Source organism: Acidovorax sp. LjRoot118 (genome assembly GCF_964253575.1).
Taxonomy (GTDB): domain Bacteria; phylum Pseudomonadota; class Gammaproteobacteria; order Burkholderiales; family Burkholderiaceae_C; genus Acidovorax.
Genome location: NZ_CAXURB020000001.1, coordinates 5,211,136 through 5,222,386 on the forward strand (window position 1 = coordinate 5,211,136; position 11,251 = coordinate 5,222,386).

General features: G+C 66.2%; 10 protein-coding genes. 2 read left to right on the plus strand and 8 right to left on the minus strand.

Annotated elements, in window-relative coordinates; all coding sequences use genetic code 11:
* Positions 1-2: 2 nt before the first annotated feature.
* The 6 genes from glk to ACSQ9E_RS24550 all read right to left on the minus strand — a co-directional run bounded on the left by glk (position 3) and on the right by ACSQ9E_RS24550 (position 6,593).
* On the minus strand, positions 3-974 hold the full coding sequence (glk, locus tag ACSQ9E_RS24525; RefSeq protein ID WP_436219418.1) for a glucokinase: 972 nt from the start codon (positions 972-974) through the stop codon (positions 3-5).
* A 172-nt stretch (positions 975-1,146) separates the two neighbouring features.
* A complete protein-coding gene (locus ACSQ9E_RS24530) occupies positions 1,147-2,208 on the minus strand; it encodes an ABC transporter ATP-binding protein (RefSeq protein ID WP_057266197.1) in 1,062 nt (353 codons plus the stop codon).
* Positions 2,209-2,220: 12 nt separating this feature from the next.
* A complete protein-coding gene (locus ACSQ9E_RS24535; RefSeq protein WP_057266200.1) occupies positions 2,221-3,090 on the minus strand; it encodes a carbohydrate ABC transporter permease in 870 nt (289 codons plus the stop codon).
* Positions 3,080-3,964: a carbohydrate ABC transporter permease gene (locus ACSQ9E_RS24540; RefSeq protein ID WP_057266202.1), complete on the minus strand. Its 885-nt coding sequence runs from the start codon at positions 3,962-3,964 to the stop codon at positions 3,080-3,082. The genes ACSQ9E_RS24535 and ACSQ9E_RS24540 overlap by 11 nt, the downstream gene beginning before the upstream one ends.
* 168 nt (positions 3,965-4,132) lie before the next feature.
* On the minus strand, positions 4,133-5,251 hold the full coding sequence (locus tag ACSQ9E_RS24545) for a carbohydrate porin (RefSeq protein ID WP_057200198.1): 1,119 nt from the start codon (positions 5,249-5,251) through the stop codon (positions 4,133-4,135).
* 91 nt (positions 5,252-5,342) lie between these two features.
* Positions 5,343-6,593, minus strand: a complete 1,251-nt coding sequence (locus tag ACSQ9E_RS24550; RefSeq protein ID WP_057266206.1) for an ABC transporter substrate-binding protein — start codon at positions 6,591-6,593, stop codon at positions 5,343-5,345.
* Positions 6,594-6,837: 244 nt separating this feature from the next.
* On the opposite strand from ACSQ9E_RS24550, the gene ACSQ9E_RS24555 reads away from it, so the two are divergent.
* Together ACSQ9E_RS24555 and ACSQ9E_RS24560 are read left to right on the plus strand one after the other, a co-directional pair.
* On the plus strand, positions 6,838-7,566 hold the full coding sequence (locus ACSQ9E_RS24555; RefSeq protein WP_057200196.1) for a response regulator transcription factor: 729 nt from the start codon (positions 6,838-6,840) through the stop codon (positions 7,564-7,566).
* Between the two features lie 40 nt (positions 7,567-7,606).
* The gene (locus tag ACSQ9E_RS24560) at positions 7,607-9,016 is read left to right on the plus strand and encodes a sensor histidine kinase (RefSeq protein WP_057266559.1); all 1,410 of its coding nucleotides are present in this window, start codon (positions 7,607-7,609) and stop codon (positions 9,014-9,016) included.
* A gap of 182 nt (positions 9,017-9,198) precedes the next feature.
* Here the strand turns inward: ACSQ9E_RS24560 and tal are convergent, their stop codons facing one another.
* Both tal and ACSQ9E_RS24570 read right to left on the minus strand, forming a co-directional pair.
* Entirely contained in the window at positions 9,199-10,146 is a 948-nt protein-coding gene (tal, locus tag ACSQ9E_RS24565; RefSeq protein WP_436219419.1) for a transaldolase, read from the minus strand.
* Positions 10,147-10,171: 25 nt separating this feature from the next.
* Complete coding sequence (locus ACSQ9E_RS24570) at positions 10,172-11,236, minus strand: ABC transporter ATP-binding protein (RefSeq protein WP_436219420.1); 1,065 nt, start codon at positions 11,234-11,236, stop codon at positions 10,172-10,174.
* Positions 11,237-11,251: the final 15 nt, after the last annotated feature.

Genomic DNA, 11,251 nt, shown 5'->3' on the forward strand with positions numbered 1-11,251 from the left:
GCTCAGACGCCCGCGATGTCGAGCGCGCGCGAGGCCCCGTAGAGCGCCGGGGTGGCGCTCGGGTCGATGATCCAGCACGGAATCGACGCCAGGTACGGCGCAAAGCGGCCCTTGGCCTCGAAGCGCTGGCGAAAGGAAGACTGGTCGAACCAGTCGCCCAGGCGCGGCACCATGCCGCCGCCGATGTACACCCCGCCACGCGCACCCAGCGTGAGCGCCAGGTTGCCGGCCACACTGCCCAGAAAGCCGCAGAACAGGTCCAGCGCCTGCAGTGCCAGCGGGTCCTTGGCCTGCAGGGCCATCTCGGTCACCTGCGCGGCCGAGCTGACCTCGGTGCCACCGGCATGCGCCACGGTGCGCACCGCGTGGTACAGGTCCACCAGGCCCGCGCCTGAGACGGCGCGCTCGGCCGACACATGGCCATAGCGCTCGTGCAGCACGCGCAGCACGTCGAACTCGTGCTGCGTGTCGGCCGCCAGCGTGACGTGCCCGCCCTCGCCCGACAGCGGCACGCCAGCCGGCGAGTGGGGCGGGAAGACCAGACCCGAGACACCGAGGCCGGTGCCTGCCCCCACGAGGCCAATGGCCTCGCCCGGCACGGCATGGCCGCCGCCCACCTGGCGCAGCAGGTCGGGCGTGAGCAGGGGCAGCGCCAGGGCCAGCGCAGTGAAGTCGTTGATGACCACCAGCCGCGCAAAACCAAAGGCCTCGCGCACCGCCTTCTGCGAAAAGCTCCAGCTGTGGTTGGTCATGCGGATGGCGTCGCCCGTGACCGGGTTGGCAATGCCGAAGGCCGCCTCCTGCGGCGCGGCGATGCCCACCTCGGCCAGGTAGGTGCGGATGGCGGCATCCACCGTGGGGTACTGGGCGCACTGCAGCACGCGCGTGTCGTGCAAGGTGTCGTCGCCCGGGGCCTGCCAGGCCAGGCGGATGTTGGTGCCGCCGATGTCGGCGAGAAGGCGTGTTGCGGGCATGGTCGATGGGGCAGCGTCCACCACAAGGCAGCGGACCGCTCACCCGAAATTGGATGGCTGAAAACGGCAGAGCCGACGCAAACAGGTTTTTAACCCAGAACGCCCACTGCAGCCGGGCCAAAGCCCCCATACAGCGAGGCCGAAGGCAGGCGGGGGTTGCCGCCTTGCGGGATCAGGCGATGCGCTGCTCGGTACCGGTGTCGAACCAGTGCGCGTGCGCTGGCGCCACGGCCAGGCCCACGCGGTCGCCGGGCTTCACGCGCGTCTGCGCGTCGGTGCGCAGCGTCATGCTGCCGGCGGCGGTGTCCACCATCACGTAGGTGTCGGGGCCGGTGGGCTCGACCACACTGACCTCGCCACGCCAGGGCGAGCTGTCCTGCATCACCAGGTGCTCGGGGCGCACGCCCAGCAGCACCTCGGGGGCGGCCAGAGGGGCCGCCAGGTCCAGCGACACGCCCTGGATGGCGAAGTGACCGGCCGCCTGCGTACCGCGCAGCAGGTTCATGGTGGGCGAACCGATGAAGGTCGCCACATAGGTGTTGGCCGGGTGGTTGTAGATCTCGTCGGGCGTGCCCAGTTGCTGCACCACCCCGCCCTTCATCACGGCAATGCGCGAGCCCAGCGTCATGGCCTCGACCTGGTCGTGCGTCACGTAGACGCTGGTGATGCCGCTGGCCTGGTGCAGGCGCTTGATCTCGGCACGCATCTCCACGCGCAGCTTGGCGTCAAGGTTGGACAGCGGCTCGTCAAACAAAAACAGCTGCGGCTGGCGCGCCAGGGCCCGGCCCATGGCCACGCGCTGGCGCTGCCCGCCTGACAGCTGGCTGGGCCGGCGGTCCAGCAGATGGGTGATCTGCAGCATGGCGGCTACCTCGTCGATGCGCTTCTTGCGCTCGGGCTTGGGCATCTTGCGCATCTCCAGCGCAAAGCCGATGTTGTCCGCCACGCTCAGCGTGGGGTACAGCGCATAGCTCTGGAACACCATGGCGATGTCACGGTCGCGCGGGGGCATGCCCACCACGTTCTTGTCGGCGATGCGGATCTCGCCCTCGGTCGGCTCATCGAGCCCCGCGATGATGTTCAGCAGGGTCGATTTGCCGCAGCCCGAGGGCCCCACCAGGATCAGGAACTCGCCCGGTGCCACGTGAATGTCGATCTTGCGCAGCACCTCCACGCTCTTGTCACCCTTGCCGAAGCGCTTGTTGATGCCCACTATGTCCAATGAAGACGCCATGATTTCTTACCTCTAACCTTTGACCGCGCCAGCCGTCAGGCCGCGCACAAAAAACTTGCCTGCGAGAACGTAGATCACCATGGTCGGCAGGCCCGCGATGATGGCGGCCGCCATGTCCACGTTGTAGGCCTTCACGCTGGAGCTGGTGTTGGCCAGGTTGTTCAGGCCCACCGTCACGGGCTTGGAGTCGGTGCCCGAGAAGACCACACCGAACAGGAAGTCGTTCCAGATGTTGGTGAACTGCCAGATCAGCGTGACCATGATGATGGGCGTGGACAGCGGCAGCACGATGCGCCAGAAGATCTGGAAGAAGCTCGCGCCATCCATGCGCGCCGCGTTCACCAGCTCCTTCGGTATCGCCGCGTAGTAGTTGCGAAAGAACAGCGTGGTGCCGGCCAGGCCCGCCAGGCAGTGCACCATCACCAGGCCCGTGATGGAGCTGGACAGCCCGAGCCAGCCCAACACCTGGCTCATGGGCAGCAGCACCACCTGGAAGGGCATGAACACGCCGAACAACAGCATGCCGAACAGCGCATCGCTGCCGCGGAACTTCCACAGGCTGAGCACATAGCCATTGAGCGCACCCCAGACGGTGGAGACCATCACGGCCGGCACAGCCATGGCCACCGAGTTCCAGAAGAAGGGGCGCAGGCCGTTGCAATCGACCCCCGTGCAGGCGCTGGACCACGCCGTGCTCCAGGAAGACAGGTTGAGCGCAGCGGGCAGCGCCAGCAGCGAGCTGCTGCGGATCTCCTCGGCATCCTTGAACGAGGTGACCAGCATCGCGTACAGCGGCAGCAGAAAGAAGGCGGTGGCCAGGGCCAGCACCGCATAGACCAGCAGGCGGCCCATGGAAGGAAAAAAGGAGGGCTTAGCGGTCATGGGGTTTGCTGCGCAATTCGCTGTACAGGTAGGGGATGACCAGGGCAGCCACGGTGGCCAGCATCATGGTGGCGCTGGCCGCGCCCAAGCCGATCTGGCCGCGCGAGAACGACATGGTGTACATGAAGGTGGCGGGCACGTCGGTGGCATAGCCGGGCCCGCCGGCCGTGAGCGCCATCACCAGATCGAAGCTCTTGATCGCCAGGTGCGACAGCACCATCAGCGTGGAAAAGAACACCGGGCGCAGCGCCGGCAGCACGATGCGCCAGTAGATGCGCGGCAGCGAGGCGCCATCGACCTGGGCGGCCTTGATGATGCTGTCGTCGATGCCGCGCAGGCCGGCCAGAAACAGCGCCATCGCAAAGCCCGCGCTCTGCCAGATGCCGGCGATCACCACGCAGTAGATGGCCATCTCGGTGTCCACCAGCCAGCCGAATTCAAAATTGGGAAAACCCCAGTCGCGCACCATTTTTTCGATGCCCAGTCCCGGGTTGAGCAGCCACTTCCATGCCGTGCCCGTGACCACGAACGACAGTGCCATGGGGTACAGGTAGATGGTGCGCAGCGCGCCTTCGGCGCGTATCTTCTGGTCCAGCAGCACGGCCAGCAATACGCCGATGGCAAGGGAGCCACCCACGTAGCCGACGCCGAAGATGCCCAGGTTCTTGAGGGCGACCCACCAGCGGTCCATCTCCCAGAGCTTTTCATACTGCGCCAGGCCCGCCCATTCGTAGTTGGGCAGCATGCGCGATGCGGAAAGGCTCAGCACCCCGTTCCACACCATCAGGCCGTAGATGAAGGCAAAACCCAGCACGAAGGCCGGTGCCACGACCAGCTTGGGCAGCCAGGATTCAAAGGAGTTCTTGGTCGTCATTGCAAAAGAGGAATCGGGTGCATACGCTTGCTGGGACATGGGCGACGGCCACGCCGACCATCAACACGTCAACAGGAAAAACAACAAGAAAAAAAGGGGGCACACAGGGAGTGCCCCCCAAGAACAAAGTCACCTCTGACTTAACTCGCTTTCACACTCACTCCCTCCTTACCACCAGATCTCATACTGCACACCCACCAGAGTGCGCGAGGTCTTTCCATTGGCGCCGAAGGTCGCGGCGTTCGCCACGGCGGCGGCCTGGTTCCAGTTGGCCTTGGTCACGTACAGACGCAGCTCGGGGCGCGACCAGAAGTCCTCGTTCATGGCCAGGGCGCCAGCCAGCGTCACCTTGCTCAGGCGCTGGTCGGGACCGGTCCCCTTGCGCGTGGTGGTCGACACTTCGGCCAGGGCCTTGAAGTTCTGCGTGATGGCGTACGAGCCGCGTCCGCCCAGCGAGAAGTCCTTGGTCTCCACATTCGTCAGGTCGGTCTTGTTGGTCTGGTAGCCAATCAGAGCCTGACCACCGAAGGGACCACTTTGCCAGTTGATGGAGTCGGCGATGCGCGTGGAACGCCGGCCGGCACGGGTGCCGTCGATGGCCTCGAACTCGCCATCGATGCGGGCATGGCCACGCGAACCTTGCAGGTACAGGGTATTGCTCACGCCCGACAGCAGGAAGTCCTTTTGCGTGTGCATCAGCGAGAGGCCCGAGCCCGAGCCGCCGTTGACCTGGTTCTTACCGCCCACCGCCGTCAGCAGCACGCGCAGCTTGCCGTTCGGGTTGGTGTTGATCTCGGACAAGTCGACATTCAGGCGCTGGGCCTTGACGTCGTTGGGCAGGTTGCCATCGAATTTGTCGCCACTGAACAAGCCCACGCCGAGCTTCATGCCGCCGATCGGCACGTCGGTCACGCCAGCACCGACGTTGTCGCCGTAGTTCAGCAGGAAGTAGTCGACGATGTGCACGTCCTGGATACGCAGGCGGCGCTGACCGACCCAGAACTTGGCTTCGGGAGAGAACGAGAAGCCGCTCATTTCCACGTAGGCCTGCTCGGTGCTGATGTCGCCACTGCCCCACTTGGCGGGCATGTAGTTCAGCTTCCACTTGATGCCGCCAGCCTCGAAGCTGCGGGCGAAGTTGACTTCGATGCCGTTGTCGCCTTCGTTGCCCAGGCGGTACTTCTGCAGCTCGCCGCCCAGGGCCAGGTTGCCCTTGACGCCGTCGGAGTGGTTGAACACCGGGCCACCCCGGGAGTAACCGTTGAACTCGAAGCCGGCAACATCCATTGCCATGGCACTACTCATCGCGCATGCGGCGGCCAAAGCCACCGCCGTGAGGCGGTTTCTTTTCATCATGATGGGATCCCTCAGTGTTGGTTTACTTGGTTTTCGCGGCGGTCGCGATCTTCTTCATGGCGTCGGCGACGCTCACCTTGTCGTCATTCCAGAACTGGCTGACGGCGTCCTTGATGGCGCCTTCCGTGGCGGGCGCAATCGCCATGCCGTGGGCCACGCTGGGCAGCAGGCTGCCGCTCTTGGCGGTGTCGGCGAAGTCCTTGGCGGAGGCCTTGGCGCAGTCGTCGAATTTGTCCATCTTCTGGCCGGCGCGCACCGGGATGGAGCCCTTGTTGAGGTTGAACACCTCCTGGAACTCGGGGCTCATGATGGAGCTGGCCAAGTCGCTTTGCGCCTTCTGGGCGGAAGCATCCTTGAGCTTGAACAGGATGAACGAGTCCACGTTGAAGGTGTACGACGTGGTCGTGCCCGGTGCTGCGGCGCACATGAAGTCCTTGCCCGGCACCTTGTTGGCCGCCAGGAACTCGCCCTTGGCCCAGTCGCCCATCAGCTGAAAGCCCGCCTTGCCCTGGATCAGCATGGCCGTGGCCAGGTTCCAGTCGCGGCCGGGAGCGCCCGGGTCGGTGTACGACTTGATGCGGCGGAAGGTCTCGAGCGACTTCTTCATGGTGTCGCTGTTGAGGGCCTTGTCATCGAGCTTGACCAGCGCGTCCTGGTAGAACTTGGGACCACCGACGCCGAGCACCACGGATTCGAAGGTGGTGAAGTCCTGCCAGTTCTGGCCACCGTGGGCCACGGGCACCAGGCCTGCGGCCTTGAGCTTGTCGGCTGCGGCAAAGAACTCGTCCCAGGTCTTGGGCATGGCGGCAACGCCGGCCTTCTTCAGGGCCTCGGAGCTGCCCCACATCCAGTTGACGCGGTGCACGTTGACCGGGGCGGCCACATAGGCGCCCTTGTACTTCATGATGTCGGCGACCACCTTGGGCAGCAGGTCGTCCCACTTCTCGGCCTTGGCCAGTGCGTCCATGTTGGCCAGCACGCCTTCGGACGCCCATTCCTGGATCGCCGGGCCCTTGGTCTGGGCTGCGGACGGCGGGTTGCCCGAGATCACGCGGCTCTTGAGCACGGTCATGGCGCTGTCGCCACCGCCGCCGGCCACGGCGAAGTCACGCCAGGTGTGGCCCTTGCCCTGCATGATCTTCTTGAGTTCGGCCACCGACTTGGCTTCTCCGCCCGAAGTCCAGTAGTGCAGGACCTCCACTTCCCCTGCACCGGCGGACGCCGATGCCGCCAGAACCGCCGCGACGGCGGCGACTTGTGTCAACTTCCACATACCCTTGTCTCCTCGTTTGTGTGAATCCGTTTTGTGCGCCGGCTTACCGGTGGCGTTCAGCGCAGTCGGTACTTTAATTACAATAATTAATGAACATATCAGGGCTTTCCCGAGTGTGTGGGTTACGTGCCAATGGAATTTGGCTGTTATCGAATTACCACCCTGTTTTCCTGCGTCTCGGTGCTTTCCCTGCTGTGCGCTCCTGCGACAGGCTCGCCGCAATGCCCTTTGTTATCCTCTATCCATGCCCACCATCCTGATAGTCGAAGACGATGCACTGCTGCTGGACGCACTGACGGGCCAGCTCCAGCAACTGGAGTTCAGCGTGTACACCGCCTCCAGTGTGGCCGAGGCCACCACCTTGCTGCAGGGCCAGGCGGTGGACGGCATCATCCTCGACCTGGGGCTGCCGGGCGGCGCGGACGGCATGGAGCTGCTGACCTGGGCGCGCACCCACATTGCCGGCCTGCCGGTGCTGATTCTGACCGCACGCGACGGCATCGACGACCGCATCCACGGCCTGAACGCCGGGGCCGACGACTACATCACCAAGCCCTTCAACATGCAGGAGCTGCAGGCCCGCCTGCAGGCCATGCTGCGCCGCGCGCGGCAGCCCGCGTTCACGCAGGCCAGCAGCGCCTCAGGGGGGCCGAGCACGGCCATCGGCAGCCTGCAGATCGACCATGGCAACCGCAGCGCGGTGCTCGGCGGCGAGCCGCTGGAGCTCACGCAGCGCGAATGGGAGCTTTTGGAGCTGCTGGTGAACCGCTGCGGCGAAGTGGTCACGCGCGACGATGTGCTCGCCGCCTGGCGCGCGGGCCCGCCCGAGCCCGGGCAGGCCGCAGCAGCCCCGCTCAACTCGAATGCGCTGGAGGTGTATGTGCACCGACTGCGCAGAAAACTCGATGCATCGAACCTGGTGATCCGCAACATCCGCGGGCTGGGCTACATGCTGGCCAAGCCTGCGGAATGAACGCGACCGCCGCGCTCGTGCCCACCCCCGGATGACCATGATGCGCCCGATTCCCGGCGTCTCCCTGCAACGCAAGCTGCTGCTGTGGCTGCTGCTGCCGCAGCTCGTGCTGTGGCTCTCGGGCGGTTTTCTGGCCTGGCGCATCGCGCTGCAGAACGGCGAGAAAGGGATCGACCAGACGTTGACCCAGTCGGTGCGCGCACTGGCGCGGCAGATCAAGCCCATCGGCGACGGCCTGCTGGTCGATTTCCCGAAGGCAGCGCAGGACATCCTGGAGCAGGACCCGGCCGACCGCCTCACCTACATGGTGTCTTCGCCGCCCGGTCGCTTCCTGCTGGGCAATGCCCAGTTGCCCCCGCCCCCGCCGGTGAGCGTGGACGTGGGCGAACCCTTTCTGTACCAGGCGCATGTAGATGACCGCCCGGTGCGCGTGGCGCTGCTCGACGTGGACTACGGCACGCCACAGACGCGCCAGCGCCTGCGCGTGCAGGTGGCGCAAAGCCTCACGGTGCGCGAGCGCATCGCACAGGAACTGCTCGCGCAGATGCTGCTGCCCATGGGCCTGATGGGCCTGGCGCTGAGTGCCGTGGTGTATGCCGGTGTGCTGCGCGGCCTGCAGCCCCTGAAGCGCCTGGAAGCGCAGATCGAGAAGGCCGGCGCACGCAAGCACAACACGGCCGACCCGCTGCCGCCCATCGAGCTCACCTCGGCCCCGCAGGAAGTGCATTCGCTGGCCAGCACCATCAACGGCCTGCTGGAGACCGTGGCGCGCGGCCAGCAAAAGGAAAAGCGTTTTCTCAACGATGCGGCTCACCAGTTGCGCACGCCCCTGGCCGGCCTGATCGGCCAGACCGAGCTGGCGCTGCACGAGAGCCGCGAGCCGGCCGTCCAGGAGCGGCTGCACAAGGTGCTGTCGGCCGCCAGGCGCAGTGCCCACCTGGTGCACCAACTGCTGCAGCTGGCGCGCTCGGAAAGCAGTGTGGCCATGCAGACGCTGGACCTGCCAGCCCTGGCACGCGAGGTGGCCCGCGACTGGGCCGCACGCGCCGTGGCCAGCGGCGTGGACCTGGGCTACGAGGGCGAGGAACAACTGGCCGTGCAAGGCCACCCGCTGCTGCTGCGCGAGGCCCTGAACAACCTCATCGACAACGCCCTGCACTACGCAGGCCATGGCGCCACCGTGACGGTGCGGGTGGACATTGCGGGTGCGGGCATGGCCACCCTGGCGGTGGAAGACGACGGCCCCGGCATGGAGCCTGCCCACCTGCGCGACATGTTCGCGCGCTTCTGGCGCGGGTCGGACAAGCCCGGCGGCTGCGGTCTGGGCCTGTCCATCGTGGAGGAGATCGCTCTGCAGCACGCCGGCCAGACCTTCGTCGACCCGGTGCTGCCGCACGGCCTGCGCGTGGGCCTGAAGGTGCCGCTCAGCGCGGCGGCGCCTCGAACCTGAATAGTGACTCCGGGTTTTCGCGGACTGCGCAGTCTGCCCGCACGCCGCAACTGGCGCGGCCCAGGCCAGAACCACTGCGCAAGGGCCGCCCCGCCGCGCTAGTGGTGTCCCCCTTCCCGAATCGCACAGCGATTCGAGAGAAGGGGTGAAGGCGCGTCAGCGCCTCAGGGGGATGTACCTGCTTATGCTGACAGGATCAGCTTCTCGAGCTTGATCGCATCCACGGCAAACCCGCGAATGCCTTCTGCCAGCTTCTCGGTGGCCATGGCGTCTTCGTTGAGCGCGTAGCGGAAACCCGCCTCGTCGTAGTTCACCGCCGGCAGGTCCATCGCCTTGGCGGCTGCGGCATCGAGTGCGGGCGCCAGCGGCGCATCGCTGGCCGCCAACTGGGCCAGCAGGTCGGGGGCGATGGTGAGCAGGTCGCAGCCGGCCAGCGCGGTGATCTGGCCCGTGTTGCGAAAGCTCGCGCCCATGACTTCGGTGGCGATGCCAAAGTGCTTGTAGTGGTGGTAGATCTGCGCGACGGACTGCACGCCGGGGTCGTTGGCGCCCGAACGCGCGGCTTCGTCCCACTGGGCACCGGCCTGCTTCTTGTACCAGTCGTAGATGCGGCCCACGAAGGGCGAGATCAGCTGCACCTTGGCCTGGCCGCAGGCCACGGCCTGGCAGAACGAGAACAGCAGGGTGAGGTTGGTGTGGATGCCGCGCTGCTCGAGCTTCTCAGCGGCCTGGATGCCTTCCCAGGTGGCGGCGACCTTGATCAGCACGCGGTCGATGTGGATGCCCTCGGCCTGGTACAGCTCGATGATGCGTTCGCCGCGGGTGATGGTGGCCTGCGTGTCAAAGCTCAGGCGTGCATCCACTTCGGTGGAGACGCGGCCGGGGATGGTGGCCAGGATCTCGCGGCCGAAGCGCACGATCAGGCGGTCGATGATCTCGTCCATCGGGCGATCGCGGAACTTGTCGACCGTTTCGGTGAGCAGTGGCGCGTACTCGGTCTTTTGCACGGCCTTGAGGATCAGCGACGGGTTGGTCGTCGCATCCTGGGGCTGGAACTGGGCCAGTTGCTTGAAGTCGCCGGTGTCGGCAACCACGGTGGTGAACTGTTTGAGGGCGTCGAGTTGGTTCATGCCCCCATTATTCCGCATCGCAGTGTCAGGCACCTGTACTTTCAACCACCGATACGCCATGCACGCCCAGGCCCAGTTGCACCTGGTCGCCCACGGCCAGCACGTCGTCGAGGTCTGCCGAGGCGACGAAGATGCTGCCGAGCGCGGTGTCGAAGGTGTACTCGTGCACCGCCCCCAGGTAGGCGCGCTTGCGCAGCGTGGCCGGCAGCAGGCCCATCCCCTGGCGCTGGATGCTCCAGGCCTCGGGCCGCACCGCCACCTTCACCGGGCCCGGCGCGGCCGCGGTGCGCGGGCGAAGCGCCAGCGGGCCAAGCTGTACCGTGCCATCGGCCAGGGCGATTCCCGGGAACAGCATGGCCTCGCCCATGAAGCCCGCGACGAACTCGGTGCGTGGGGTCTCGTACAGGGCCTGGGGCGTGCCTGCCTGCGCGATCAGGCCCTGGTCCATGACGATGATCTGGTCGCTCACCGCCATGGCCTCGGCCTGGTCGTGCGTGACATAGGCCACTGTGAGCGACAGGCGCTGCTGCAGCGCACGGATCTCCTCGCGCATCTCGCGACGCAGCCGGGCATCGAGGTTGGACAGCGGCTCGTCGAACAGCAGCACCTCGGGCTCCAGCACCAGGGCGCGCGCCAGGGCGACGCGCTGCTGCTGGCCGCCCGAGAGTTCGCTGGGCAGGCGGTCGTCAAAACCCACGAGCCCCACGCCGCGCAGCGCATCCACGGCCTTGGTGCGCGCCACGTCTTTCGCCAGGCCAGACATCCGCAGGCCGTAGGAGACGTTCTCCACCACGTTCATGTGCGGGAATAGTGCGTAGCTCTGGAACATCATGCTCACGTTGCGCTGTGCGGGCCCAAGCGTGGTGACGTCCTTGCCGCCGATGAGGATCTCGCCCGAGGTCGGCGACTCCAGCCCCGCGATCATGCGCAAGGTGGTGGTCTTGCCGCAGCCCGAGGGCCCCAGGATGGTGGTGAGCGTGCCGCGCGGCACCTCGAAGCTGATGCCCTTGACCGCCAGGGGCGCAGATGCGTCGGTCCCGTAGCGCTTGGTGATGTCGCGAAACACGATGCCCGCGCCGCTGTTGTTCATGGTGTCGTTTCTCTC

Bases quoted from the DNA above. Each gene is read 5' to 3' on its own strand.
- ACSQ9E_RS24545 (WP_057200198.1), bottom strand. From the start codon at position 5,251: ATGGATGTTGCCGGCTTCGAGTTCAACGGTTACTCCCGGGGTGGCCCG.
- tal (WP_436219419.1), bottom strand. From the start codon at position 10,146: ATGAACCAACTCGACGCCCTCAAACAGTTCACCACCGTGGTTGCCGAC.
- ACSQ9E_RS24570 (WP_436219420.1), bottom strand. From the start codon at position 11,236: ATGAACAACAGCGGCGCGGGCATCGTGTTTCGCGACATCACCAAGCGC.
- ACSQ9E_RS24540 (WP_057266202.1), bottom strand. From the start codon at position 3,964: ATGACGACCAAGAACTCCTTTGAATCCTGGCTGCCCAAGCTGGTCGTG.
- ACSQ9E_RS24560 (WP_057266559.1), top strand. From the start codon at position 7,607: ATGCGCCCGATTCCCGGCGTCTCCCTGCAACGCAAGCTGCTGCTGTGG.
- ACSQ9E_RS24530 (WP_057266197.1), bottom strand. From the start codon at position 2,208: ATGGCGTCTTCATTGGACATAGTGGGCATCAACAAGCGCTTCGGCAAG.
- glk (WP_436219418.1), bottom strand. From the start codon at position 974: ATGCCCGCAACACGCCTTCTCGCCGACATCGGCGGCACCAACATCCGC.
- ACSQ9E_RS24550 (WP_057266206.1), bottom strand. From the start codon at position 6,593: ATGTGGAAGTTGACACAAGTCGCCGCCGTCGCGGCGGTTCTGGCGGCA.
- ACSQ9E_RS24535 (WP_057266200.1), bottom strand. From the start codon at position 3,090: ATGACCGCTAAGCCCTCCTTTTTTCCTTCCATGGGCCGCCTGCTGGTC.
- ACSQ9E_RS24555 (WP_057200196.1), top strand. From the start codon at position 6,838: ATGCCCACCATCCTGATAGTCGAAGACGATGCACTGCTGCTGGACGCA.